The following is a 24,738-nucleotide window of genomic DNA, read 5'->3' as shown; positions in this document are numbered from 1 at the left end:
CTCATGGCCGTCCTGACCGCACCAAGGAAAGCAACGAGGAAGAAGACCAGGCACGGGGGCCTGGTCGCCTGGGGGTTCGCCCTGCCGGCCCTGCTCGTCTACGCCGGCTTCCTGGTCTACCCGGCACTGTCGTCGCTGTGGTTCAGCTTCACCGACTGGGACGGCCTGAGCGCCGGCTACAACGTCGTCGGGCTCGACAACTACACGGCCCTGCCCAGCGATCCGGTGGTGCGCCAGGCGGCCCTGAACAACCTGATCTGGGCCGTGGTCACCGTGGTCGCGCCGGTGGTGCTCGGCCTCGTGCTGGCCGTCATCCTCAACGGCAAGGTGCGCGGCAAGCCCGTCCTGCGGCTCATCTTCTACACCCCGGCCGTCCTGCCGCTGGTCAGCGTGGCCTCGATCTGGGGCTGGCTCTACAACCCGGAGTACGGCGCGATCAACGCGGCCCTGCGCGCGGTCGGCCTGGACGGGCTGGCCCAGCCGTGGCTCGGCCAGGACTCGACCGCGCTCGGCGCGACCATGGTGGCCGCGATCTGGCTGCGCGTCGGCTTCCCGATGCTGCTCTACCTGGCCGCCCTGCAGGGCATCAGCGCCGACCTGTACGAGGCGGCGACCGTCGACGGCGCGACCCGGTGGCAGCAGTTCTGGCACATCACGATGCCCGGGCTGAAACCAGCGCACTACGTGGTCATCGCGCTGTCGGTCATCGACTCGTTCAAGGTCTTCGACCTGATCTACGCCATGACCTACGGCGGGCCGGGCACGGCCACCCAGGTCATGGGCACCTGGATGTACTTCAACGTCTTCCAGTACAACCAGGCCGGCTACGGCACCGCCATCGCCGTCGTGATCACCGTCGTGGCGATCGCGGTCAGCATCCCGTACGTCCGCTCCCAGACGAAGGAGCACGCATGACCACCGTCCTGATGCCCGAGGCGACGATCGCCACCACCCACACCCCACCGAAGAAGGCGAAGGGCGGCCTCAGCACGACAGTGGTCATGACGCTCGTGGCGCTGCTGTGGATCTCACCGCTGGTGCTGCTGATCATCACCGCCGTGCGGCCGCTGTCGGACTTCGTGGCGAACGGGCCGCTGTCGTGGCCGAGCACCTTCACGTTCCAGAACTTCGCTGACGCCTGGAACATCGGGAACTTCGCCACGACGTACCGCAATAGTTTGATCTTGCTGATTCTGAAGGTGCCGCTCGGTGTCTTCGTCAGCGCCATGCTCGCCTACGCGCTGGCCAAGCTGCGCATCCGGTTCGGCCGGACGATCATGTACACGGTGTTCCTGGGGCTGACCATCCCGATCTACATCACGATCGTGCCGGTGTTCGTCATGGCCCGCAGCGCCGGGCTCACCGACAGCCTCATCGGTCTCATCGGCCCGTACCTGGCCTTCGGCATTCCCTTCGAGGTGCTGGTGCTGCAGTCGTTCTTCCGGCAGCTGCCCGACGAGATCCTCGAGGCGGCCCGCATCGACGGCGCCGGCGCGTGGCGCATCTTCCTGACCATCGTGCTGCCGCTGAGCGCGCCGGCGCTGGTCACCGTGTTCATCCTGGACGCGGTGGCCACCTGGAACGAGTTCCTGTTCGCGCTGATCCTGCTCAACTCGGACGCCCACAAGACCATCCCGGTCGGGCTGCTCAACTTCCAGGGCCAGTTCTCCAACAACAACACCGGGCTGGCCGCGGGCATCCTCATCGCCGTCGTGCCGATCCTGATCGCCTACACCTTCCTGCAGCGCTGGATCGTCGGCGGCCTCACCGCCGGAGCGTCCAAGGGATGAGAGCTCAGCCCTGGCGCGAGGCCGAGGTCACTCTCACCGCTTCGCGAGCGCTTACTGATCCGTACGTGTCGGTGGAGGTCTGGGCGACCTTCACCCACACCGACGGGGCTGTCCTGCGCCGCCCGGCCTTCTACGACGGCGGCCGCACCTGGCGCGTCCGCTTCGCCTCGCCGATCGGGCACGGTTCCTGGCAGTGGAGCACCACCGCCAACGTGCCCGATCCCGGTCTGCACGACGTGTCCGGGCGCCTCGACGTCGTACCCGCCGAAAGCTCCAACGCCTTTGACCGGCACGGCTTCTGGCGGATGTCCCCCGGCGGCCGCAACCTGATCCACGCCGACGGCACTCCCGCTCTGCTCGTCGCCGACACGGCGTGGGCGCTGCCCTGGCGAGCTACTGACGATGACGTACGGGTCTACGCCCGCGACCGTGCTGCCAAGGGGTTCAACGCCGTCCTGCTCATGACGGTGCAACCCGACATGCGGGCCACCGGCCCGCGCGACCGCAGCGCCGACGAGGGCTTCGACGTCGGCTTCGAAGACCTGCCCGCGGGCCGACTGAACGAGCTGAACCCGGGCTACTTCCAGTACCTCGACCGGCTGCTCGACATCCTGGGCGAGCACGGGCTGGTTCCCGTGCTGCAGCCGGTCTTCCAAGGCTTCGGCTGGAAGGGCCTGGACGTCGCCGGTACGGTCGTCCCGTCCGGCGAATACGCGCGGTACTGCCGCTACCTGGTGGCCCGGTACGGCGCCCGACCGGCCATCTATCTGGTCGGCGCCGACGGAGCCGGCAGCGAGCCCCAAATCGAAGCCGGCGGCCAAGCGGTCCACGACAGCGACTGCTACGGCCAGCCGACCGGCATCCACTATCGTCCGCACGCCCGTCCCAATGCCCACCAGGACGCGCCGTGGTTGGATTTCCAGTGGTGCCAAACCGGCCACGGCGGCGAACACGTGCCGGAACGGGTCGCCGACATGTGGCGTTCGGAGCCGGTCAAGGCAGTGGCCAACGGCGAACCCACCTACGAATGCACCGGCCACCAGGACAACGCGGCCGGCTGGTGGCAAGGCCACGAGGCCTGGAGCAACCTGTGCGCCGGCGCCACCATGGGCGTCGTCTACGGGGCGGCCAACATCTGGCAGTGGGTCCACCGAGACGCCGAGCCGGGCCACGCGCCGTACTTCCTGGCCCCGAAGGGCAGTTGGCGGGACGCGCTGGACTACGAGGGCTCAACCTACGTGGGGCTGGTCGGCAAGATTCTGCAGGACGTGGCCATCACCGACATGGCCCCGGACTGGGAAACCTTCTTGAGCCCCCGCAGCCTGCGAGTCCCAGGCCGGTTGCACATCGTCTACCAGGAGAATGGCGGAGCCCTGCGCATGCTGCAGGACCGCCAGACCCCGCCGAACTACCGAATCGTCGACCCGAAAACCGGCCGGGTGACAGCCACCGGCCACCTGCACCCAGACGAAACTATTGACGCCGACCCCGACCGACAGCCCCGCGTCGTCATCTTCGAAGCCTAGAAAAGCCGTCCCCGGTACGGGTGGGGGCGGCCCCAGGACTCTTCCCACTGCAGCAGGTCGGCCTGCCACCTCGGGAGATCGGGCCGGTACTCCCGGACGGCCGGGCGTTCCGGCTGAGCGACCAGGAAACGCCAATAGTCCTCGATCGCCGACCGTGCTGTCTCGGCCGGAAACTCGCCCTCCGCCCCCGGCACCCACAAGTTCTTGATCAGCAACGCCGACGGTGTGAACGACACCTCGTAGTTCTCGCTGCTCCACTCCTCGAACGGCGGCTCGCCGCGAGCCACGTCGTCGGCCATCGCCAGCGCGTCCAAGGTGACCGGGAAGAACCTGTCGAGGTCAGCGGACAGCCATTGACCCAGCAGGTCGTACCGCTGGTCCTCGACCTGGTAGACGGGCAGGCCGTACGTGGGATCGATCCCCCAGCTGACAACACCCACCGCAAGCCTCTCGATGCGCTAAGGAACAGGCCAGCCGTGTGTGAAGCCACCGGCCTCGTCGTAGTAACCCCTGATCGTGACGCCATTGTAGGTACCGGCCCACATGCCGCCCGGAAAGGGCGTGGAGTTCTTGAATGCACCGGACACCGCGTTGTCCACCTGGGCCGGCGTCCAATCGTCCGGAAAGAAGGTGCTGAAACCTTTGTTACCGGCCTTCCCCTTCCAGGCGCCGGCCGGCGGATTCAGGGTCGGGTCGAAGAACTCAACTTTCGCCTCGTACACGCCGTTCCCGTAGGTGACCTTCGTACCGGGCATGAGTCTGCGGCCGGGGAAGTCCTGCCCGCCGGGGCGGTAGTGATACCCAGTGCCTTTGGTCTTGCCAGGCTTCAGGTCGCCGCCGCCGATGGTGTGGGTCGTGAAGTGGGGGTTCATCCGATCCGGGCGGGCGCGCTTCTTCGTCCTGCGGAGGAACCGCAGCGCGGCCCGCATGAGGCGTCCGGAGCCCTTCGCCATGTCCGGTCAGCCGTCCAGCAACTTGACCATGGCGTCCTGCACGAGGTTCCCGACGATCGTCCGGCTCAGCTGCTGGAAGAGCGGTATCTCGAGCAGGCTGGCGCCGAACGTGGGCGCCGCCGTCGCCACCGCCTGCGCGATCTGCACGGCCAGGATGGCCAGCTGGGCGATGACCGCCACCTTGAGGGCGAGCACGATCCCGCCGCAGATCATCAGGCCGGTGCCGGTCAGCGTGGCCCCGTTGGCGCCGTCGAGGAGTGCCTTGGCCGGGCTGTCCTCCCGGGCCCACCAGGCCTGGAAGGCGGCGACGCTCTCGCCCTCGTGCTCCGTCCACACCTCGGCGGCGGTCGACGTCGCGTCCGACACGATCGCCTCGAGCCGGTCGGAGAACGCCATCCACGCCCGACCCATCTCGGCCAGGGCGGTCTCGTCGGCCTCCGGCCAGCTGAAACCGAGGATGTCGAGCAGCGACCGCAGCTCGCCCGGGATCTCCATGCCCACGCGTCAGCGCCCCAGCTCGCCGAGCAGCCCACGGAACCGCCGGCTGACGTTCTCATCCACCTCGGCGTGCTGAGCGCTGATGTCCACCACGTCGGCACCGGCTGAGGCCATTTCGTCCAGAGCGTCCTGATAACACTCGAAGGCCCACGAGGACACCTCGTCATGGGCGGCGCCGATCAGCGAGCCGATGTCGTCACTCCCCCAGGGCGCGCCGAACCCCGCCAATTCGGACTGGAACGACGCCAGCTCCGAAGAAAGTCGCGAGGCGACGCTCTGCAGGGCCGACCCGGAGGCCGACAGCCGCTCGGGATCGATCCGGAAGCCGCTCATCAGTCACCGGCCCGGCGGGCGATCTGCTCCTGCGCCTCGATCAGCGAGGTGGTCAGCTTCGCGAACTGACGCTCCGCGTCGGCCTGGATGTCCTTGAGCTGATCAGTGAGCGCGCCGAGGTCGGCCGGACCGGCAGCGGTCACGGCCCGGCCTTGCAGGTCGGCGAGCGCGGCGTTGACGGCCGCCTCGATCTGCTGCGCCAGCTCGTCGCCACCGAGCCGCAGCACCGACGGCTCCAGCTCGAGGCTTTCGATCCGCCCCGGCAGCGTCGCCCGCACCCGGATCCGGCCGTCGGCGGCCTCGCCCGTACCGACTGGCGGTTCCTGCGCCTTTTGATCGCCGGAGGCTGCCTGAGCCTGGCCGAGCGCAGCCACCACATCGGCCAGTGTGCCGCCCAAACCGGACGAATCGATCGGCCTGGTCATGTCCAACCTCCTCGCGCGGACAACCGCGCCCGGACTGCGACGGTATCGAAGGACGTCCACATGAGAAGGCCGGCGCCGGCACGGGAATCTTGAATGCGACCGCCGGTGCGTGTGAGACTGCGCCGCGTGAAAGTGAATGGCGGTCAGCAGCCCCATGCGGCCGCGCTGGTTGCGTTGTGCATCGTGGCCGGTGTACCGATCTTCTTCCTGTCCGGCACGGCCGCGGCGCCCTACACGCAGCTGGGCAGCAGCCTTCTGGCCTGTCTGGCCGCCATTCCCTGCAACACCGCGGCCCGCAAGGTCGACGGCAAGGAGCGCATCGGCTGGCGTCTGCTGGCGGCCGGCACCCTGAGCTGGGGTGTGGGCAACTTCTACTGGTCGTGGAACGAGCTGGTGGTCCACGCCGAGGTGCTGTTCCCGTCCCTGGCCGACGTCGGCTACCTGTTGTTTCCCCTGCTCGCCACGGTGGGGCTGTGGCTGATCGCGGGCTGGGCGTCCGTCGGCTCGCGCCTGACCGTGCTGCTGGACGGCCTGATCGTCGCCTGCGCGCTGTTCGTGATCGGCTGGTCCCTGACGGTCCGCGAGGTGTGGGAGGCCGGCGCCGATTCGCTGCTCGCGTTCGCCGTGTCGGTGGCCTACCCGGTCGCCGACATCGTGATGGCGACCGTCGTCGTGCTGCTTGCCGCCCGTACGCGTCGCGACAGCCGCGGCGTCGGTCTGCTCCTGCTCATGGGCCTGGCCGGGATGACCGTGAGCGACGTGCTGTTCGCCCTGGACACCTCGGCGGGCACCTACGCCACCGGGCAGAACTCGGACGCCGGCTGGTTCATCGCCTTCGCCTCGTGCGCGGCCGCCGGCTGGCTGGCGACGCGGCGGCCGATGACGTTCGACCACACCGGAGTGACCGCCCGATGGCAGACGGGTCTGCCGTACGTGCCGTTCGGTCTGGCCGCGCTCGTGGTCGTCGGTCAGACGCTGGCCGGAGTCGAGGTCGACGCGCCCGAGGCCATCCCGCTGATGATCGGCCTGCTGCTGATCCTGCTGCGGCAATTGTCGACGTTGCTGCACAACTCGACGCTGACCCGGCGGCTGCGGCACCAGGCCTACCACGATCCGCTGACCGGCCTGGGCAACCGCGCGCTGTTCCTGGAGCGGCTCGAGGGTGCGCTCGACGCCGGTCAGCCGGTCGCCATCGCGTACCTGGACCTCGACGACTTCAAGATGATCAACGATTCGCTGGGGCACGACGCGGGCGACATCGTGCTGCGGGTGGCCGGCGAGCGGCTGCGCGCCTGCTTCACCGAGCCGGACACGGTGGCCCGGTTCGGCGGCGACGAGTTCGCCGTGCTGACCGCCCGCGTCCACGACCTGACCGGGCGGATCCAGCGGCTGCTCGAACTGCTGCACGACCCGGTCGAGGTCGGCCCGCGCACGGTGCGGCTGGGCGCGAGCGTGGGCATCGCCTTCTCCGACGGCTCGGCCGGCTCGGCCGATCTGCGCAAGAACGTCGACCTTGCCATGTACGCCGCCAAGACCCAGGGCAAGGACGCGTACGCGATGTTCGAGCCCTCGATGCGGCAGGGCTTCGACCGTGAGGTGATGTGGCGGGCCGAGCTGCAACAGGCTCTGCAGCACTCGGCCCTGCATGTGGTGTTCCAGCCGATCGTCACCCTGGCCGGCCGGCGCGTCGCCGGCGTCGAGGCGCTGGCCCGGTGGAACCACCCGCACCTGGGCGTGGTGCCGCCGGACGTGTTCATCCCGGTCGCCGAACGGGCCGGGCTGATCGGCGACCTCGGGCTGCTGGTGCTCCGCCGGGCGTGCGCCGAGTTCGCCTCGTGGCCGGGCTCGCAGACCGCGTACCTGTCGGTCAACGTCTCGCCCTCGCAGATGCTCGACGCCTCGTTCCCGTCGAAGGTCGCGGCGACGCTGTACGAGGCCGGTCTGCGCCCCGGGCAGCTGGTGCTCGAGGTGACCGAGAACGCGCTGGCCGACGAGTCCGAGGTGATCGGGGCGCTGCGCCGGCTGCGGGAGTTCGGCATCCGCATCGCCATCGACGACTTCGGCACCGGCTACGCCTCGCTGCGCTACCTGCACCGGTTCCCGGCCGACATAGTCAAGGTCGACCGGACGTACGTGCAGGACATCGCGCGCGACCCGGCCGCCGTTCACATCCTCGGCACGCTGTGGCAGCTCTTCGGCGCGATCGGCCTGACCGCCGTCGCCGAGGGCATCGAGGACCAGGCTCAGGCGGCGATGCTGATGGACCTGGGCTGCCGCGTCGGGCAGGGCTTCCTGTACGGACGTCCCGGCCCGCTGAGCGCCATCACCACCGAGCCGGCGACCGCGGACCAGTCATAGGCCTCACTTCACCACCCGGCGCTTGGCCGTCATGACCTCCGACAGCGTCAGCACGCCGTCGAGATGCAACTGCGCCAGCGCGACCAGGTGATCGACTATCCCGGCCGACGACCGGTGCGGCCCGGGTCCCGGACTCCCGGCGATCAGTCTCAGATCATTCGCCGGCAACGGCGTCCACGCCCCGGCGACGTCGTCCCCGCCGCCCGGCGTACGGGTCAGCAGAGTGAGGTCGTTGATGCGGATCAGACCGTCGTCGACGAGCCTGCGCAGCGTCGGCAGAACCGCCGCGGTGTCCACATCGGCGGCGAAGGCGAAGCACAACACCTCGACCGCGCCTCGAGTCTTCACCTGACCGACGGTAGGAACCGGATGGGCGGGGCGGCTCCCCCGGTTCGGCGGATTACCGGCGTGCCACGCTGAGCCATCAATCGATGACTCTTTGACAGGAGATCGAGTTGTGACTAAGAAGGAGGAGGTTGCACCGGACGCCGACTCGGCCAGTAGCACCTGGGGGAACGACAGCAGCAAGGCTGGCCACGGCTGAGCATCCGGCGTGTCCGCAACCCAGGGGGTTCGGATGATTCACGCCCAACTACCGCTTTCGCTGACTCGCCCGGCGCCGCCGCTGCCGGCCGCGTACCTGCCTCGCCGTCGCTTGTGGGAACGGCTGGAGCAGGTGCACGACAGTGCCGTCGTCGTGCTCGTGGCCCCGGCCGGCGCCGGCAAGACCGTCGGTGTCAGCGGGTGGCTGCGCCGGGACAGGCCATCGCGGCCGGGGGTCATCTGGATCTGTGCCGACGCGGGCTACAGCGCCGCGACTCTCCGGAATGTGCTCGACGCGGCCGCGGCGGCCGGCGGATCGAGGCCGGCGCTGGTGGTGATCGACGACGCGCACCGGCTCCCCGCGGATGCGTTGCTGCTCATCGATCACCGGCTGCGCCATGATCCGGCCAGCCTGCACCTGCTCCTGTTGTCGCGGACGCCGCTGGCCCTGCACCACCTCGTACCGGCTCTGCTCGGCGATCTCGCCGTCCTGCACGGCGATGTGCTCCGATTGACCCCGGACGAATCGCGCACCTTGACGCTCGCGCACGTGCGCATCGACTCCGCCGACCTGGCCGAGGCGGTGGCGGAAAGGGCGCAGGGCTGGTGCGCCGTCCACGTGCTGACCGCGCGGAACGTCGCCGCCGCGGCCGACCCGCTCGGCGCCGCCCGCGCGGGTCTCGACGGCAGCCGGGCCGAAGCGGCGCGGCAGATCGTCGACGAGACCTTCGCCGGCCTGAGCGACACCGAGCGACATCTGCTGTTGTGCATCGCCGGTGAACAGGTCGTCACCTCGGACCTCGCCGAGCATCTGACGCGGGACGCCGCGGCCCCGGAAGCTCTCGAGCAGTTGGAGGCCACCGCGCTGCTGGTTCAGCGGGTCAGCGGCCCGGCCGAGCCGGCCCGGTACCGCGTCCACCCGGTCCTTCAGGAAGTCATCCACCGGCGGTTGAGCAGGCCGGGAAGCGACGAGGACAGGGCACGCGCCGCGGTACGACAGGCGGTACGGCTAGATCTCGCCCGCAACGACCACGAGCGGGCCTTCGGGCGGCTCGAGCACGTCGGCGATCACGAGGGCGCCGCTCACCTGCTGGCCACCGAGGGCCTGTCGATGGTGCTCCGCGGAGAAGGCGAACAGATCGCGGCGTTCGTCGCGCGGCACAGCGAAGCCGTGCTGGCCGCCGAAGATTGCTGGTTCACCGTGGCCGTCGAATGCTGGCTCCGGGACGACGTGGCCGGAGCGCGGTACTGGATGAACTTGATCCTCGACCGGCCGCCGCTCGACTCCGTCGCGGCCGGCGTGCAACGGGCGTGCCTCCGGCTGATGCGGGCCCGGCTCGGCCAGGAGTCCATCGCGGCCGCCGTCGCGGACGGCCGGCGGCTGGTGGCCGACGTCCTGCGCCGGCCCGCGGCTCAGGAGTGCCTTCCGTTGCTGCTGCTCGAGCTCGCCGTGACGCAGATGTGGACCGGCGACCTGGACGAGGCCGAAGTTCATCTGAGCAGCGTGATCGCGCTGTCCCGCAGCCATGTCCTGCCCGCTCTCGAGGCGGCCGCCACGTCACACCTGGCGCTGAGCCAGTACATGCTGGGCCGGGAGCGGGCGGGCGTCGAGGTGGCGAACGTCGCTCTCGCCGCGGCGGCCGGGCTTCCCGAGCCGGCCGTTCGCTTCTCCGTACCGCGAGCCGGTCTCGCCCTGAGCCTGAGCAGGATGAGCGCGCCGCCGTGGCTGATCAATTCGCCGGATCGGACGCCGCCGTCGATCCAGGCCGCCGACCTGTGCACCCTGTTCTGGCTGACCATCGAGGGCGTCGCCCTGGCTCTGACCCGGGCCTCCGTGGCGGACGCGGCGGCCGTACTGGATCCGCCCATGCCGATCCTCGAACAAACCGAGATAGTCACCGCAGCCGGAGCCCTGCCTTTGCACCTGCAACGAGCGCTGCTGGTGAACCGGGCGCTGCTCGCCGCACTGGCCGCCGACAGCAACCGCCTGACCGGCATCGGTCACACACTCCAGCAGCTCGGGGCGGCCGGCGAGGCGGCCCTGGTCCAGGCGTTCCGGGCGGATCTCCACGGCGATCGCCGAGCCGCGTATCAGCATTTCTCCACGGCGGCCCAGGAAGCCACCTGTCTGCAGCCTCCGGTGGCCGCGGTGGCGATGGTCTGCGCGGCCCAGCTCCGCGACTCGCTCGGCGACAACGCCGGCGCCCTGGACGACCTCGAGAAGGCCGTCGCCCTGACCGAGGTGCGCCGCAACGCTCTGCCGTTTCTCGGGTGGTTGCGGCACGGCACGCCGATCAGCGACATGCTGCTGCGGCTCAGTGGCTACACCGCTTCACCCTGGCTCAACACCGTCGTACAGGCAGCAATCAGCGGCACCGACATCGTCGACTACTTCTCGGCCCGGAGCTCGCGGGCCGAACCGGTCCGGGCCGACGCCGGCCGTCAGGCGTTGACACGGCGAGAGCGAGACGTCCTGGCCGAGCTGGCGCGCGGCGCGACCTACGCCGACATAGCCGCGGCTCACTTCATCGCCGAGAGCACCGTCAAGACCCACGTCTCCAGCCTGTACGCCAAGCTCGGCGCCTCTCGCCGCAGCGAGGCGCTCGCGACGGCCCGCCGGGAACGCCTCATCTGATCGGCGCCGCCACCCCCGGTTCCCCCGAAATGGTGGAACAGCGCACCACCGCCGTACGGAATGGTGATCTCTGTGGCCTCTCCCGCCGGGCAAGTTCCGCGTGCCGTGAGCGTGTTCGTGGTGCTCAGCGGCATCGTGATCACGGTGCTGGGCCTGCGGGAACTGGCCTGGCTGGCCACACCGGCCGCGTTCGCCCTGGTGATCGTCATTCTGGTTCATCCGGTGTACGCGGGACTGGCCCGCCGGGGAGTTCCGGCGATCATCGCGCTGGCCGGCCTGATCCTCTCGATCTTCGCCGTCATTCTCGGTCTCGTGGCGATCGTGGTCTATTCGATCGCCCGCCTGGCCACTGTATTGCCTACGTACGTCGATGAAGCCGCAGTCACCACTCAGGACCTCGCCGACCTGCTGGCCGGCCTCGGCGTCGGCTCCGAGCAGATCGCCGCCATCACCGGCGACTTCGACCTGCGGGTGGCCGCGGGCTGGCTGACGGCGCACATTCCGTCGCTGCTGGGCGTGGCCACCAGCCTCGTCCTCGTCTACAGCCTTCTGCTCTTCGTCGGTGTCGAGTCGGCCCACATCGGCCGTCGTTCCACGGCGATGCGGGAGGACCACCCTCGGCTGGCCGGGGCCCTGGCCGGATTCGTGGCCAACACCCGTCGCTACGTCGCCATCACCGGCCTGTTCGCGATCGTGGTCGGGCTGCTCGACACTGTTTTCCTGCTGATTCTGGGCATCCCGCTGGCGCTGCTGTGGGGTCTGCTGGCGGCGGCGTGCAACTTCATTCCGTACGTCGGATTTCTGATCGGATTGGCGCCGCCCGCACTGCTCGCGCTGCTCACCCAGGGCTGGCAGAGCATGGTGCTGGTCATCGTCGTCTACGTCGTCCTGAACTCGATCATCACCACCATCGTGCCGGCCAAAGTGGTGGGCGACGCGGTGGGCATGTCCATGACGGTGACCATGGCGTCGGTGGCGTTCTGGTCCTGGGTCATGGGCCCGCTCGGCGCCGTGCTGGCCATTCCGCTGAGCCTGCTGATGAAGGCGATCTTCATCGACTCGGTGCCGTCGGCCCGCTGGCTGGCCGGTTTCGTGGACGGCGGCGGTCGACCGAATCGGCGGAACCGGGCCGCGGGCGACGCGCCGACGATGTGAAGGCGTGCCTTTCGTTCGCCGGAACTTCGACCGACCCGTAGAGAAGAGGAAAGCCATGTCCGACCTCATCATCCTCGGCTACCAGGACCACGACACCGCCGTGAAGGCCTACGAGGAGGTGCAACGACTGCAGAACGACCACATCGTCGACCTGTCCGGCCTGGCCGTCGTGACCGTCGACGACAAAGGCCGGAGCCACGTGGACACCCCCGGAAAGGTCGTCTCCGGCTCCGCCACGTCCGGCGCGCTCTGGGGCACGCTGATCGGCCTGCTCTTCCTGGCCCCGATCGGCGGCTTGATTTTCGGCGGCGCCTTGGGCGCGCTGATGGGCAAGCTGGGCAAGTCCGGCATCGACGCCTCGTTCCGCGAACGCGTCCAGGGAATGCTGACTCCGGGCCGCGCGGCCGTTGTCATCATGACCACCAAGATCACCGAGGACAAATTCGCCTCGGCGCTCAAGCCGTACGGCGGAGAGGTTCTGCAGACCTCGCTGTCGGAGGAGGACGAGAAGGAACTGGCCGGGGAACTTTCCGGATCCTGACGGTCCCGCTTCAAGAAAAGTTCTTCAGGTCTGCAGCACCCGGCCGATGAAGTCGCTCAGCATCGAGAGACGGCGGGGTGGCCAATGGGCCGGATGAGGAAAAGCAGCACCTGGACGATGGTGCTGGCGATCGGGATCGGTTCGATCGGCGGCGGGGCAGTCCCCGCCGCCGCGTCCGGGCCGTCGAGCCGGTGGGCGAGCTGGCTGGGGTCGGCCGGCACCGTGCCGGCGACGACCCTCAAGCAGGTTCGTACGATGATCGGGGCCGACACCGGCGCGGCGGCCACGCTGACCGGCAAAGGCGTCGGCGTAGCCCTGATTGACACCGGGGTGGCCCCGGTCAGCGGGCTGCCCGCGGCGCAGATCGTCAACGGCCCCGACCTGTCGCTCGAGTCGCAGGCGCCCGACCTGCGCTACCTGGACACGTTCGGGCACGGCACTCACATGGCCGGCATCATCGTCGGCAACGACACCGCCACCGGCACCAAGGGGCTCGCGCCGGGCGTCAAGCTCACCTCGGTCAAGGTGGGCACGGCCAACGGCACCGTTGACGTCACCCAGGTCATCGCCGCCGTGGACTGGGTCGTCAAGCACCGCAACGACGACCCGGCCAACCCGATCAAGGTCATCAACCTGTCGTACGGCTCCGGCGGCACCCCGAACACCTGGAACGATCCTCTGGGATTCGCGGTGGAGAAGGCCTGGCAGGCGGGCATCGTCGTGGTCGCCGCGGCCGGCAACGACGGCAACAACGCGGGTTCGCTGGCCAACCCGGCGTCGGACGACTACATCCTCACGGTGGGTGCGGCCGACACCAGCGGCACCGTCAGCCCGGCCGACGACAAGCTCACCACGTTCACCAACCTGGGCAACGGCGGCAAGCAGATCAACGTGCTCGCGCCCGGCGTCTCCATCCTGTCGCTGCGCGACCCGGGCTCGTACATCGACACCGCCTATCCGGCGGCCCGTTCGGGCGACACCCTGTTCCGCGGCAGCGGCACCTCGCAGGCCGCCGCCGTCACCTCGGCCGCGGTGGCCCTGCTGCTGCAGGCGCGGCCGTCGGCGACTCCCGACCAGATCAAGAACTGGCTGGTGAAGGGGTCGGTGCGGGTGCCCAACGGCGTCGCCGCCAACCTGGGGCTGCAGGAGATCAGCGTGAACGGCGCGCTCGCCCGCACCACTGTCGCGACCCCGGCCCAGGTCTGGGTGCCCTCCAACGGCACCGGCACGCTCAACAACTCCCGCGGCGACAGCCGCGTGATGATGGACAACTCGCCGCTGTCCGGTCAGCGCAGCGTCTGGGGCAACCTGCCCACCACCACCTGGGCGGCGCGCAGCGCGACCGGCAGCGCCTGGGCGGGCGGCGTGTGGATGGGCAACCGGGTCGCCGGTGACGACTGGACGGGCACCTCGTGGGCCTCGCGCACCTGGGCCGCGGCGGCCTGGTCGGACAGCACGCCGTGGAGCGCCAAGGCGGCGTGGAGCGACCCGTCGTGGGCCGGCCGCCGCTGGACCGGCCGGTCGTGGACGGCCGGGTCGTGGTCGGGCCGCTCCTGGTCGAGCGACGACTGGTCGTCGGCCTCCTGGAGCTGACGCACGGCCGGGACGGGATGCTCATCCCGTCCCGGCCGCTGCCGATGGGAAGGAGACCGGCTAGCGACAAGGAGACCCGCCGATGAAGGCTGTGCGGCGGCTGTCCCCGGCCGGCCGCACCGGCGTGCTCACGGCCGGCCTCACGCTCTTCACGCTCGTCGTCGTGGCCGTCCTGCTGCGTCACCAACCCTGGGCGGGCGGGGAAAGCCTGGTCCAGCTGGCCGCCGTCGCGGTGCTGTTCGCCGTCACCGAGCGGTTCACCGTGACGTTCCCGGTGCGGCGCGGGTCGCACACGATCAGCCTCAGCGAGATCCCGCTGGTGCTCGGCCTGGTCACGATGGCCCCGGCCACGCTGGTGCTGGTGCGTCTGATCGGCGGCGTCGCCGGCCTGACCGTGCTGGGCGGTCAGCGCGGCACCAAACTGGCCTTCAACACCGCCCTGTACGGCACTCAGGCCGCCGCCGCGGCTCTGCTCTTCCACCTGCTGGCCGGCTCGGCCGATCCGCTCGGCCCGCGCGGCTGGCTGAGTTGCTTCGTCGCGACGCTGGCCGCCGACCTCATCTCCGTCGTCCTGATCAGCGCCGTGATCGCCCTGCACGACGACACCGAGGAATGGCGCCGGCTGCTGACCGCCGACCTGCGCAACATCCTCCAGCTCCCCCTGGTGGTCGTCACCACCACGCTCGGCCTGATCACCGCGATCGTGATCCGCGACCAGCTCGCCGCCGCGGCGCTGCTCGGCATCCTGGCCTTCGCCGTCTACCTGGTCTTCCGGCGGTACGCCCAGCAGAGCCAGGGGCATGCCCAGGTCGAGGCTCTCTACCGCTTCACCCGCGCGGTCAGCGGTTCCCACGACGCCACCGCGGTCACGCACGAGGTGCTGAGCCAGGTCCGCGATCTGGCCCGGGCCGAGACGGCGGAACTGATCGTGCCCGGCGACCACGGCCGTACGCGCATGTCGCTCACCGGCGAGCGGACGTTCGAGGTGCGCACCGAGGCCGCGGAGGACGCGTGGTGGGAGCCCGCCGCCCGCGGCGAGCCGATCATGCGGCCGGGCGGCCCGGACGACGCGATGGCCGCGCCCGTGCCCCTGGGCGACACCGTCGCCGTGCTGGCCGTCACGCGGAGCCTGCCCGACATCGAGACGTTCGACGGCGACCACCTGCGGCTGCTGGAAGCCATGGCCGGGCACGCCAGCGTCGCGCTGACCAACGCCCGGCTCGTGCAGCAGCTCAGCCACAGCGCCCGGCACGACGCCCTGACCGGCCTGCCCAACCGCCACAAATTGCTCGCCGACCTGGGCGAGGCGGTGCGGGAGCACCGTGACGTCTCCCAGCAGGTGGGCGTCATCCTGCTCGACCTCGACCGGTTCAAGGACATCAACGACGCCCTCGGGCACACGATCGGCGACGACGTGCTGCGCGAGATCGGTCACCGCCTGCAGGCCCGGTTCGGCGACCGGGCCCGGGTGGCCCGCCTCGGCGGGGACGAGTTCGGCCTGATCACTCCGGCCGCCTCGGAAGCCGGCGTCCTCGCCCTGGCCGCCGAACTGCACGAGGCGCTCGAGGCCCCCACCACAGTGGCCGGTCTCGCCCTGCACACCCAGGCCAGCATCGGGGTCTGCCTGGCGCCGCGGCACGGCACCGACCCAGACCGGCTGCTGCAGCGGGCCGATGTCGCGATGTACGTCGCCAAGCAGACCCGCACGGGCGTGCACGTCTACCGCCCCGAGGACGACCAGGACACGCCCCGGCGCCTGGCGCTGCTGACCGACCTGCGCATCGCCGTCGAGCAGAACCTCGTACGGGTGGCCTACCAACCCAAGGTCGACCCGGCAACCGGCCAGGTGGTCGGCGCCGAAGCGCTCGCCCGATGGACGCGGGCCGATGGTTCCGTACGCCCCGACGAGTTCATCCCGCTGGCCGAGCGCACCGGCCTCATCGCCCCGCTGACCGAACACGTGCTCGACTCGGCGCTGACCGCCTGCGCGTCCTGGCGGCGGGCCGGCCACCCCCTGTCGGTGGCGGTGAACCTGTCACCCCAGATGCTCACCGACCAGACGCTGATCGTCGACGTGGTCGAGCGCGCCCTGAGCCGCCACGACGTCCCCGCCACCGCCCTCACCCTGGAAATCACCGAGAGCGGGCTGATAGCCGACCCGACCCACGGCGTACAGGTCCTGCACTCTCTGCGCGCCCTGGGTGTGCGGCTGTCGGTCGACGACTTCGGCACCGGCCAGTCGTCGCTGAGCCGGCTGACCGAGCTGCCGGTGCAGGAGCTCAAAATCGACAAGAGCTTCGTCGAGGACATCACCCACCACCCCGCCCGACAGGCGGTGATCGCAGCCGCCCAGCAACTGGGCCACGCCCTGGGCCTGCACGTGGTCGTCGAGGGCGTGGAAACCCGCGCCGAGTTCGACCACATACGCGACCTGGGCTGCGACGCGATCCAGGGCTACTACGTGGCCCGCCCCCTGCCCCAGGAAGACTTCCTCGCCTGGCTGGAGTCGTGGACGGCTGCCCGGGCGGCCAGCCTCACACTCACCGGCCACCACCACTGAGCCGGTCCCGGCCGCAACGTGCCGCCTGGAGCCGTGCGCCTAACGCTTGCCGACAGCCTGGGGGCGGACCACGAAGATGACCCGCTGCGGGGCGTCGGTCGGGGCGCTCGTGCCGAAGGGTGCGTCGTAACGCTCAGCCAACTCGACGAAGAAGGCGCCGGCCGGGTCGGCGTCGATGCGCTCGACGACGCCGCGCACCTCGATGTAGCGGTACGGGTCGTCGGGGTCGACGATGGAGATGGCCACGGCCGGATTGGCCGCGATGTTGCGGTACTTGCGGCGGAAGTTCGTGTGCGTGAAGCGGATGAACTCGCCGTCCCAGGCGAACCACATCGGGTTGACCTGAGGTGCGCCGTCCGAGCGGATGGTCGCGAGGTTGGCGATCAGCGGCCGTTCGAGCAGATCGACGAGTCCGTCAGGAATGACATTGCCTCCGGAAGCCACGGCCTCAACCTACATCGCATGTAGAGCGAGTGGGGTTTCGACCGGCCGGCAATCCATACATCCTCCAGTCCGGCGCCGACACGCACCGGACACCGTCAACCGCTCAACTCGCTCCGATCGTCAACGGCATCACGACGACACTCGTGAATCGCCCGCCGTCGTCCCGGACGGTCAGCACCAGATAGCCGGGAAACGGTTTCGTCTCCCTCGTGAAGTTCGCGTTCGCCTGCCAGTCCACGTCCGAGTCGACGCCCTCCGACCACGTGGTCAGCTCCTTGGAGTTGCGGGCATCCAGCAGACGTACCCGAGCCGTGCCATCGGCGTCCGTCCGGAACGCTACAGACAGCGGCGGGTTGACCGCACCGTTCGGCTCGGGGTTGCGCACTGTGGTGCGCGGCGACTGCATTGCCTGTACGCCCCAAGCCCCGCCGCCGGCATCCCAGCGCAGACTGACCGTGCCGAGCACGCTCCCGTCCCGGGTGGTGACCTTGACCAGCCGCGCCCCGTCACTGCTGTCCCGCTCGGCCGCAAAGGTGAGGTCGGAAGTGGGGACGCCGAGTTCGTCGAGGAAACGCTCGGCCGTCGGCCCCGGATCACCGGTCGCCGGCCCCGTTTCCCCCTTTCCGCCCACCAGGTCCTGCGGCCAGATGATCGCGCCCTGCTGCGGCGCGACAGTGGGTAGGTTGCTGTCCGAGCGACGCACCGTCACCCCGGCGACCACCGCGAGAATCACTCCCAGCGCCGCTGTGGCCGGCACGAGGAAACGCCTCCCCACCCCGGCCTTCCGCCCTCGGGTCCGCTCCGCGATGCGCTGCCATCCGTCACCGCTGAGCTCGATCGCGTCCGCCCGGTGGTGGATGCTCGACCGCAAATGCTGCTCCTCGGCCGCGCTCAGCTCGCCGTCGACCTGCTTCATTGGTCCCCCTCCAGCAGCGAGCGGAGATTCCCAGCGGCCCGAGCCGCGTGGGTCTTCACGGCACCGCGACTGATGCCCATGGCCCGCGCGATCCCTTCCTCGGACTGATCGAGGTAGTACCGCAGAAACATGACCTCCCGCTGGCGCTGCGGCAGTCCCCAGCAGCCGTTGATCACGGACCGCATCACGTAAGCCCCCGAGCTAAGCGCGGCGAACCTGACCAGGCGGGCGTAGTCCCGTTCGTACAGGACCGCCAGTTCGCTCCGGTCGTCACTCAACTTCTCTCCCCGCCCTCGTGTCCGTACTACAGATACGCGGGCAGGCCATCCGGTTGACACGTCGGACCCACAACTTCAAACGGCCGGCACACCCCTGCGCCGCGGCTCGTCAGCCTGCATCGACACACAAGTAGTTACCTGGGGCTCGGGGGTCACGGAGCGCGGACGTTCCTCCAAGACGGAACGCAAAGGCACTCTTCAGCCACCCGGCTGACGGGTTGCGGCGCCCGGATCGGTGCTCTGCTCGAGGGCCGTCCACCACTCCTCCAGCTCATCGACCCGGCTCTGGAGTGCGGCGTTCGCCGCCCGGGCCGTCGCCAGTTCCTCGGTCAGCGCACCGATCGGCCCGGAGGAGGTCAGGGCGTCGAGCCAGCCCGCGACCAGCCGATCCTCGGCGGCGACCCGGCGGAGCGCGGAGGCGACCACCTCCGGTGACAACTCAGCCACGAACTCTCTCGGGAGCGTGAGCAGGCGAGCGACCTCGCCGATGCTCCGCGCGGCGCTCATCTGGCGCCGAAGGCGCTCGGCGGACGGCACCGCCGGTTCGGCCGGTGTCGCAGCCGCGATCGGCTTGGCGGGAGAAGGAGCGGGCTTCGACACAGGCGCGGGCGTAGGTGCCGGCTCCGGTTCGGGCTGGGCCTCTGACGGGAGTTCGGGAAGGTCGTCCCCCACCCAGGCGTAGGCCAGGGTGTCGCCCTTCTGCCGTCGGACGACATTTGGCCACTTGGGCAGAACCGCCAGCGCGCGGGGCCCGTGCCGGGCCCAGGTCTCGTTCCGCAGACCGAGCTCGGCCAGACGCTCCCGGATCTCTCGCACATTCAGCGGGACCGACGACTCGGCCAACAGGTGGAGAACCACCGCGAGGGGCTCTTGGGCGAAGACGGCGTGGAACAGCCGGGAGTCGGACAAAGCCAGGAAACGCAGCGAACCCCTCGTCGCGACGTGAACGCCGGCGCCCCGTGGGACAAGCTCTTCCTCATCGGTGTCATCCCACCTGACCTGATAGTTCGTCCCGTCATCCGCGAGGATCGATCCGACGCGGGTACGGCGTACGCCGAACGAATCGGACACCCGGACAAGACCCTGATCTGCGCTCACGCATGCGACTGTAATGGTCATCGTCGCGGCCGGGGCGCCCGCCGGAGCCGGCCCATGCTGGCCAGGCTCATCGGGCGCGTGCGCCCAGCGCCGGCTTGTTCCCGTGCTCGATGCGCTGCTCGGTGCAAAACCGTCTCCCAGGATTCTCCCCACGGCGACCCCAGAGACGGGAAAGGACCGGTCCGCGATTCGCGACACCGGCCCTGACCTGTTGAATTATGGTCGGGCTGACAGGATTTGAACCTGCGACCCCTTGACCCCCAGTCAAGTGCGCTACCAAGCTGCGCTACAGCCCGCCGCCGCCCGGCACTTGCACCGCGCGGCAACCTGTACAGACTAGCAAGCCCTACCCGTGGGCCTTTCCGCGACCCCCCGGGCCGGTCTTCTTGCGGGGCTTGACCGAGACCTCGATGGGGGAACCCTCGAAGCCGAACTCCTCGCGGAGCTTGCGTTCGACGAAACGCTGGTAGCCGGCGTCCAGCGGGCCGGTCGTGAAGAGCACGAACCGCGGCGGGGCGACGCCGGCCTGGGTGGCGAACAGAATTCTGGGGGCGCGGCCGCCTCGTACGGGGTGCGGGGTGGCTTGGGTCAGTGCCGTCAACCACTGGTTCAGGGCGCCGGTGGGCACGCGCTGTTCCCAGGAGGCTAGGGCTCGGCGGATTGCGGGGGCCAGCTTGTCGACCGCTCGGCCTGTCTTGGCTGAGATGTTGACTCGGATGGCCCACGGGATGCGCTTCAGCTCCCGCTCGATTTCCTTCTCGAGGAAGTTCCGGCGGTCGTCGTCGACCAGGTCCCACTTGTTGAAGGCGATCACCAGGGCGCGGCCGGCCTCGACCACCTGGGAGAGCACTCGCTGGTCCTGCTCCGAGATGACTTCGGACGAGTCGAGCAGCACCACTGCGACCTCGGCCGCCTCGACCGCGCCGGCGGTGCGGAGGCTGGCGTAGTACTCCGTACCGGAAGCTTGGTTGACCCTTTTGCGCAGGCCCGCGGTGTCGACGAACTGCCAGAGCTCGCCGTCCATCTCGACCAGGCTGTCGACCGGGTCGACCGTGGTGCCGGCGACCGAGTCGACGACGGCACGCTCCTCTTTGGACACGCGGTTGAGCAGCGAGCTCTTGCCCACGTTGGGACGGCCGACCAGGGCCACCCGGCGAGGGCCGCGCGGACCGCCCTCGACGATCGGCGGGGGCTCGGGCAGGGCGTTCAGGATGTCGTCGAGCAGATCGCCGGAGCCGCGGCCGTGCAGCGCGGAGATCGGGTGCGGCTCGCCGAGGCCCAGGGACCACAGCGAGACTGCTTCCATCTCGAGCGACTGATTGTCGGCCTTGTTGGCGACCAGGATGACCGGCTTGTGCGAGCGGCGCAGCATCTTGACCGCGGCCTCGTCCACGTCCGTCGCGCCCACCGTCACGTCGACGACGAACACGACCACGTCGGCGGTCTGCACGGCGATCTCGGCCTGGTTGGCGATCGCGGCGGCGCGGTCGCGGGCGTCGGGCTCCCAGCCGCCGGTGTCGACGACGGTGAAGCGGCGTCCGTTCCACTGCGCGTCATAAGGCACGCGGTCGCGGGTGACGCCGGGGACGTCCTCCACAACCGCCTGGCGCCGGCCGATGATGCGGTTCACCAGGGTGGATTTGCCCACGTTGGGGCGGCCGACGACGGCGACGACCGGCACGGGACCGGTCGGCTCCTCGTCGTCGGGGATGGAGTCGACCTCGTAGAGAGGAGCCTCGCTCACGAACTCACCTTGCTGTTCAAAAGATTCAAAAGGTACGTCACGACCTCGTCGATGCCGATGCCGGTAGTGTCGACCTCGATGGCGTCGTCGGCCTGGCGCAGCGGGTCGGCCTGGCGCGACGAGTCGAGCTTGTCGCGGCGGGCCAGGTCGGCCTCGGTCGCCTTGACGTCGGTCGCGTCCTCGGAGCTGCGCCGGGCGGCACGGGCCGCCGAGGAGGCAGTCAGGTAGACCTTCAGGTCGGCGTCCGGCGCGACGACCGAGGCGATGTCGCGGCCCTCGACGATGATCCGGGGGTGCCCGGCGATGATCGCCCGCTGCAGGGCGACGAGATGCTTGCGTACGGAGGGAACTGCCGCCACGGCCGAGACGGCCTGAGTGACCTCGGCGCCGCGGATCGGGGCGTCGACGTTCACCCCGTTGGCGGCGAAATGCGGAGCGGCCGGGTCGGTGCCGATCGACAGCTCGGTCTCGAGCGCGATCTTCGCGATGGCGTCGGGGTCGTTCAGGTCGGCCTCGGCCTGCAGGACGGCCCAGGTCACGGCCCGATACATAGCGCCGGTGTCGAGGTAGACGCCGTCGATCCGGGTGGCGAGCCGCCGGGACACGGTGGACTTGCCGGAACCGGAGGGGCCGTCGACCGCGACCACACACTTTTCCGGCCGTACAACTTCTGCCACCGTTCCTCCTGAGTTTGCCCGCCCGACCAACCCTCCCATTGTGCCCGGACCCCCGCCGAGCGACGAACTAGGGTATGTTACCCGCGAGTAACGCGAAGGGAGCCGTCATGCCCACCCTCGAGCGCCACGACGCCGTCTTCGTCCTCGATCTCGGCGACGGCGAGAACCGCTTCCACCCCGACTGGCTGACCGAGGTCGAGGCCGCTCTCGACGAGATCGCGAAGACCGACGGACCGCACGCTCTGGTGACGTCGGCGCGCGGCAAGATCTGGTCGAACGGCCTCGACCTGGAGTGGCTCGGCCAAAATTCCGAGCAGTACACCGCGTACGGCGTACGGGTCCAAGCCCTTTTCAGCCGGGTGCTCACATTTCCCTGCGTGACCGTCGCCGCGCTGCAGGGCCACACATTCGCCGCCGGCGCCATGCTCTCGCTGGCTCACGACCTGCGGATCATGCGGGCCGACCGCGGCTTCTGGTGCCTGCCCGAGGCGGACATCAACATTCCGTTCACGCCGGGAATGTCCGCACTCATCCAGGCTCGCCTGAACCCGCAGACGGCACATGAGGCGATGGTCACAGCCCGCCGCTTCGGGGGCGATGAGGCGTACGAGAGAAAGATCGTCGACCAGGCCGTGCCCGAGCCGGACGTTCTCAGCACCGCCGTCAGCCTCGCCGCGACTCAGGTCAGCAAGGCCGGCCCGATCCTCGAGACGATCAAAACCCGCCTCTACACGCCGGTGATCAAGGCCCTGCAATCACTCGAATAAGGTCAACTTCTCTTGCCGATGTACGCGACCTCACCTCACACAACCGCATTAACCCGCACCCCGCCTCCGGCGGCTGGCGCTGCGGCCTGAGTGGGTGGTTACGGCCGTAGCGCACGCACGTGATGGTGGTGGGTTGCGCGGTCAGCTCACCGCCGGCAACGGGCGCGCGCCTTCCGGGCGGAGGCCGTCGAAGATGATGCTGAGGTAGCGGCGCCACAGGTCGGGCGGGGCGTCGGGCACGAAGGTGACCACGTGGTTGGGCGCGCACATCAGCAGGATCACGTCCATGCCGGTGATGTCGGAGCGGATGGCGCCGGCCTCTTTCGCGCGGTCGACCAGGGCGGTAATAGCCGTGAAGAGCTCTGACCGGGTGCCGTCGAGCATTTCGTTCACACCCGCCGCGTCGCGCAGAAACGACAGATCGAGGTGGCGCTGCTGACCGGCCGCCGCCTCCATGAACTGCAGCAACGCCTCCCCCGGTTCGGGCGCGCCCAGCAATTCCTGTGCCAATTCGGCCAGTACGTCGATCCGGTCGAGCACGACGGCGGCGAGCAGGTCGTCCTTAGTCGGGAAGTGCCGGAACACTGTGCCCTTGCCGATACCGGCGCGCCGGGCGATATCGGCCACCGACGCGTCGAGCCCCTGGGCCGCGAATGCCTCGGACGCGGCCGCGAGCAGGGCGGCGCGGTTGCGGGCGGCGTCCGCGCGCAGCGGCCGTTCACGTGTCACGGTCCCGAGAATATCAAGTTGACCGCGCGGTCCGGTTACGGATAACGTGACCGCACGGTCCGCTTACCGCGCTCGGGAGGCTCATCCATGCAGGCGATCGTCGTCAACGACTACGGGCCACCAGAAAGCTATGCGCTGGCCGATGTGCCGATTCCTGAGCCTGGGCCAGGGCAGATCCAGGTCCGCATCGCCGCCGCGTCCCTCAACCCGGGCGACATCGTCATCCCGAGCGGCGCCTACCGGGCTCAGGCGCCTCTGACGTTCCCGCACGTGCCGGGCAACGACTTCGCCGGCACGGTGACCGCCGTGGGCGAGGGTGTCACCGCCTACCAGCCGGGCGACGAGGTTTTCGGCCACGCCGTGCCGCGGGCACTGACCGCGATGGCCGGCGCCCACCCGTCGCTCACTACAGGCACGCTGGCCGAATACGCCGTGTTCGAGGCGGCCACCCCGTTCATCGCGCACCGCCCCGCGAGCCTGTCGATCACTGACGCCGCCGCGCTGCCGACGGTGGGGCTCACCGCTCGCGCGCTCATGGCCACCGCCGCACCCCAGGCGGGCGAGACCGCCCTGGTCATCGGCGCCACCGGCGGTGTCGGCACCACGATCCTGCCCCTGCTCAGCCAGGCCGGCGTCACTATCGTGGCCACCGGCCACCACGCCGACGAAGACCTGCTCCACAAGCTGGGCGCCAGAACGGTCATCGGCTACGACGACGAATACCCCGCCGCCATTGATGTGGGGCTCAACCTGGTGCTGCCCACCGACCGGCTGCAGCGGGCGGCGGCCGCCATCCGTCCCGGCGGCCGGCTCTTCACCATCACGTTCCCGCCCCCGCGCCCCGAGATGATCGCCCGCTCCGACATCCGGTTCAAGCTGGTGCTGGACCTCGACGGCCAGTTCGGCGGCATGGCCGAGGTCGCCACCCTCACCCCGACGGTCACCGCCACCTACCCACTGAGCGACGCCGTCCAGGCACTGACCAGCTTCGCCCACAACCACACAGTCGGAAAGCTGGTGATCACGCTCTAAGCCGCCGCGCGTAACCACATCTCCGGATCAGCCCGCACTGTGGCCGAGCCCGGCACTGTGGCTCAGCGCGGTGCCGTGGCGCAGGGCAGCGCCGTGGCTCAGCGCGGCACCACGGCTCAGCGCGGCTCTGTGGCGCAGCCTGG

The 24,738-nt window shown here is 69.7% G+C and carries 24 protein-coding genes and 1 tRNA gene; 11 read left to right on the top strand and 14 right to left on the bottom strand.

Translation table 11 applies throughout. From position 1 onward, the window contains the following. The first annotated feature begins 3 nt into the window (after positions 1-3). The 3 genes from OWR29_RS08390 to OWR29_RS08380 are packed head-to-tail and all read left to right on the top strand — an operon-like array spanning position 4 to position 3,316. Positions 4-915 (top strand): carbohydrate ABC transporter permease, encoded by a 912-nt coding sequence (locus tag OWR29_RS08390; RefSeq protein ID WP_267561983.1) that lies wholly within the window; start codon positions 4-6, stop codon positions 913-915. Next, positions 912-1,790: a carbohydrate ABC transporter permease gene (locus OWR29_RS08385; RefSeq protein WP_267561982.1), complete on the top strand. Its 879-nt coding sequence runs from the start codon at positions 912-914 to the stop codon at positions 1,788-1,790. Before OWR29_RS08390 ends, OWR29_RS08385 begins: the two co-directional genes overlap by 4 nt. Beyond that, a complete protein-coding gene (locus tag OWR29_RS08380; protein ID WP_267561981.1) occupies positions 1,787-3,316 on the top strand; it encodes a glycoside hydrolase family 140 protein in 1,530 nt (509 codons plus the stop codon). Before OWR29_RS08385 ends, OWR29_RS08380 begins: the two co-directional genes overlap by 4 nt. Here the strand turns inward: OWR29_RS08380 and OWR29_RS08375 are convergent. From OWR29_RS08375 to OWR29_RS08355, 5 genes are read right to left on the bottom strand one after another with little or no spacing between them, the layout of a single operon-like run. Next, positions 3,313-3,756, bottom strand: a complete 444-nt coding sequence (locus OWR29_RS08375; RefSeq protein ID WP_267561979.1) for a hypothetical protein — start codon at positions 3,754-3,756, stop codon at positions 3,313-3,315. The two genes, OWR29_RS08380 and OWR29_RS08375, sit on opposite strands and share 4 nt — an antisense overlap. A gap of 18 nt (positions 3,757-3,774) precedes the next feature. Next, the gene (locus OWR29_RS08370; RefSeq protein WP_267561978.1) at positions 3,775-4,269 is read right to left on the bottom strand and encodes an EndoU domain-containing protein; all 495 of its coding nucleotides are present in this window, start codon (positions 4,267-4,269) and stop codon (positions 3,775-3,777) included. A 6-nt stretch (positions 4,270-4,275) separates the two neighbouring features. Beyond that, positions 4,276-4,770: a WXG100-like domain-containing protein gene (locus OWR29_RS08365; protein ID WP_267561977.1), complete on the bottom strand. Its 495-nt coding sequence runs from the start codon at positions 4,768-4,770 to the stop codon at positions 4,276-4,278. A gap of 3 nt (positions 4,771-4,773) precedes the next feature. Beyond that, a complete protein-coding gene (locus tag OWR29_RS08360; RefSeq protein WP_267561976.1) occupies positions 4,774-5,100 on the bottom strand; it encodes a WXG100 family type VII secretion target in 327 nt (108 codons plus the stop codon). Then, on the bottom strand, positions 5,100-5,525 hold the full coding sequence (locus OWR29_RS08355; RefSeq protein ID WP_267561975.1) for a YbaB/EbfC family nucleoid-associated protein: 426 nt from the start codon (positions 5,523-5,525) through the stop codon (positions 5,100-5,102). Before OWR29_RS08355 ends, OWR29_RS08360 begins: the two co-directional genes overlap by 1 nt. 126 nt (positions 5,526-5,651) lie before the next feature. Here OWR29_RS08355 and OWR29_RS08350 point away from each other — a divergent pair, with 126 nt between their 5' ends. Beyond that, positions 5,652-7,883, top strand: a complete 2,232-nt coding sequence (locus OWR29_RS08350) for a putative bifunctional diguanylate cyclase/phosphodiesterase (protein ID WP_267561974.1) — start codon at positions 5,652-5,654, stop codon at positions 7,881-7,883. A gap of 3 nt (positions 7,884-7,886) precedes the next feature. Here the strand turns inward: OWR29_RS08350 and OWR29_RS08345 are convergent, their stop codons facing one another. Continuing rightward, positions 7,887-8,231, bottom strand: a complete 345-nt coding sequence (locus tag OWR29_RS08345; protein ID WP_267561973.1) for a hypothetical protein — start codon at positions 8,229-8,231, stop codon at positions 7,887-7,889. A gap of 229 nt (positions 8,232-8,460) precedes the next feature. Here OWR29_RS08345 and OWR29_RS48010 point away from each other — a divergent pair, with 229 nt between their 5' ends. The 5 genes from OWR29_RS48010 to OWR29_RS08320 all read left to right on the top strand — a co-directional run bounded on the left by OWR29_RS48010 (position 8,461) and on the right by OWR29_RS08320 (position 16,910). Continuing rightward, positions 8,461-11,061 (top strand): helix-turn-helix transcriptional regulator, encoded by a 2,601-nt coding sequence (locus OWR29_RS48010; RefSeq protein WP_324291229.1) that lies wholly within the window; start codon positions 8,461-8,463, stop codon positions 11,059-11,061. Between the two features lie 105 nt (positions 11,062-11,166). Then, a complete protein-coding gene (locus OWR29_RS08335; protein WP_267561972.1) occupies positions 11,167-12,216 on the top strand; it encodes an AI-2E family transporter in 1,050 nt (349 codons plus the stop codon). A gap of 55 nt (positions 12,217-12,271) precedes the next feature. Further along, positions 12,272-12,757: a DUF1269 domain-containing protein gene (locus OWR29_RS08330; protein WP_267561971.1), complete on the top strand. Its 486-nt coding sequence runs from the start codon at positions 12,272-12,274 to the stop codon at positions 12,755-12,757. A gap of 93 nt (positions 12,758-12,850) precedes the next feature. Then, entirely contained in the window at positions 12,851-14,350 is a 1,500-nt protein-coding gene (locus tag OWR29_RS08325; RefSeq protein ID WP_267561970.1) for a S8 family serine peptidase, read from the top strand. Between the two features lie 82 nt (positions 14,351-14,432). After that, positions 14,433-16,910, top strand: a complete 2,478-nt coding sequence (locus OWR29_RS08320; protein WP_267561969.1) for a putative bifunctional diguanylate cyclase/phosphodiesterase — start codon at positions 14,433-14,435, stop codon at positions 16,908-16,910. A 39-nt stretch (positions 16,911-16,949) separates the two neighbouring features. On the opposite strand, the gene OWR29_RS08315 is transcribed toward OWR29_RS08320, so the two are convergent. The 7 genes from OWR29_RS08315 to cmk all read right to left on the bottom strand — a co-directional run bounded on the left by OWR29_RS08315 (position 16,950) and on the right by cmk (position 22,067). Then, on the bottom strand, positions 16,950-17,354 hold the full coding sequence (locus tag OWR29_RS08315) for a PPOX class F420-dependent oxidoreductase (RefSeq protein ID WP_267561968.1): 405 nt from the start codon (positions 17,352-17,354) through the stop codon (positions 16,950-16,952). Positions 17,355-17,457: 103 nt separating this feature from the next. Beyond that, positions 17,458-18,270: a hypothetical protein gene (locus OWR29_RS08310; protein WP_267561967.1), complete on the bottom strand. Its 813-nt coding sequence runs from the start codon at positions 18,268-18,270 to the stop codon at positions 17,458-17,460. Further along, a complete protein-coding gene (locus OWR29_RS08305; RefSeq protein WP_267561966.1) occupies positions 18,267-18,548 on the bottom strand; it encodes a sigma factor-like helix-turn-helix DNA-binding protein in 282 nt (93 codons plus the stop codon). The genes OWR29_RS08310 and OWR29_RS08305 overlap by 4 nt, the downstream gene beginning before the upstream one ends. Before the next feature lie 198 nt (positions 18,549-18,746). Next, positions 18,747-19,646, bottom strand: coding sequence for a hypothetical protein (locus tag OWR29_RS08300; protein ID WP_267561965.1), 900 nt, complete (start codon positions 19,644-19,646; stop codon positions 18,747-18,749). A 219-nt stretch (positions 19,647-19,865) separates the two neighbouring features. Beyond that, positions 19,866-19,942 (bottom strand) — tRNA-Pro (locus OWR29_RS08295). A gap of 50 nt (positions 19,943-19,992) precedes the next feature. Further along, entirely contained in the window at positions 19,993-21,390 is a 1,398-nt protein-coding gene (gene der, locus OWR29_RS08290; protein ID WP_438872564.1) for a ribosome biogenesis GTPase Der, read from the bottom strand. Next, complete coding sequence (cmk, locus tag OWR29_RS08285; protein WP_267561964.1) at positions 21,387-22,067, bottom strand: (d)CMP kinase; 681 nt, start codon at positions 22,065-22,067, stop codon at positions 21,387-21,389. The genes der and cmk overlap by 4 nt, the downstream gene beginning before the upstream one ends. Positions 22,068-22,174: 107 nt before the next feature. On the opposite strand from cmk, the gene OWR29_RS08280 reads away from it, so the two are divergent. Next, positions 22,175-22,834 carry an enoyl-CoA hydratase/isomerase family protein gene (locus OWR29_RS08280; protein WP_267561963.1) on the top strand — a complete coding sequence of 220 codons (660 nt, stop codon included), beginning with the start codon at positions 22,175-22,177 and terminating at the stop codon, positions 22,832-22,834. Positions 22,835-22,975: 141 nt separating this feature from the next. Here the strand turns inward: OWR29_RS08280 and OWR29_RS08275 are convergent, their stop codons facing one another. Further along, positions 22,976-23,563, bottom strand: a complete 588-nt coding sequence (locus OWR29_RS08275; protein ID WP_267561962.1) for a TetR/AcrR family transcriptional regulator — start codon at positions 23,561-23,563, stop codon at positions 22,976-22,978. Between the two features lie 87 nt (positions 23,564-23,650). On the opposite strand from OWR29_RS08275, the gene OWR29_RS08270 reads away from it, so the two are divergent. Continuing rightward, complete coding sequence (locus OWR29_RS08270; protein WP_267561961.1) at positions 23,651-24,595, top strand: NADP-dependent oxidoreductase; 945 nt, start codon at positions 23,651-23,653, stop codon at positions 24,593-24,595. The last annotated feature ends 143 nt before the right edge of the window (positions 24,596-24,738 follow it).

Origin of the sequence: Paractinoplanes pyxinae (assembly GCF_026626335.1) — a bacterium.
GTDB lineage: Bacteria > Actinomycetota > Actinomycetes > Mycobacteriales > Micromonosporaceae > Actinoplanes > Actinoplanes pyxinae.
The sequence above is the reverse complement of the archived record's forward strand: the minus strand, read 5'-3'. Positions and strand labels throughout refer to the sequence as shown.

Excerpts from the sequence above, each read along its gene's own strand:
- OWR29_RS08330 (WP_267561971.1), top strand. The coding sequence starts at position 12,272 with ATGTCCGACCTCATCATCCTCGGCTACCAGGACCACGACACCGCCGTG.
- OWR29_RS08390 (WP_267561983.1), top strand. The coding sequence starts at position 4 with ATGGCCGTCCTGACCGCACCAAGGAAAGCAACGAGGAAGAAGACCAGG.
- OWR29_RS08385 (WP_267561982.1), top strand. The coding sequence starts at position 912 with ATGACCACCGTCCTGATGCCCGAGGCGACGATCGCCACCACCCACACC.
- OWR29_RS08355 (WP_267561975.1), bottom strand. The coding sequence starts at position 5,525 with ATGACCAGGCCGATCGATTCGTCCGGTTTGGGCGGCACACTGGCCGAT.
- OWR29_RS08370 (WP_267561978.1), bottom strand. The coding sequence starts at position 4,269 with ATGGCGAAGGGCTCCGGACGCCTCATGCGGGCCGCGCTGCGGTTCCTC.
- OWR29_RS08280 (WP_267561963.1), top strand. The coding sequence starts at position 22,175 with ATGCCCACCCTCGAGCGCCACGACGCCGTCTTCGTCCTCGATCTCGGC.
- OWR29_RS48010 (WP_324291229.1), top strand. The coding sequence starts at position 8,461 with ATGATTCACGCCCAACTACCGCTTTCGCTGACTCGCCCGGCGCCGCCG.
- OWR29_RS08270 (WP_267561961.1), top strand. The coding sequence starts at position 23,651 with ATGCAGGCGATCGTCGTCAACGACTACGGGCCACCAGAAAGCTATGCG.
- OWR29_RS08360 (WP_267561976.1), bottom strand. The coding sequence starts at position 5,100 with ATGAGCGGCTTCCGGATCGATCCCGAGCGGCTGTCGGCCTCCGGGTCG.
- OWR29_RS08320 (WP_267561969.1), top strand. The coding sequence starts at position 14,433 with ATGAAGGCTGTGCGGCGGCTGTCCCCGGCCGGCCGCACCGGCGTGCTC.
- OWR29_RS08310 (WP_267561967.1), bottom strand. The coding sequence starts at position 18,270 with ATGAAGCAGGTCGACGGCGAGCTGAGCGCGGCCGAGGAGCAGCATTTG.
- OWR29_RS08380 (WP_267561981.1), top strand. The coding sequence starts at position 1,787 with ATGAGAGCTCAGCCCTGGCGCGAGGCCGAGGTCACTCTCACCGCTTCG.
- OWR29_RS08325 (WP_267561970.1), top strand. The coding sequence starts at position 12,851 with ATGAGGAAAAGCAGCACCTGGACGATGGTGCTGGCGATCGGGATCGGT.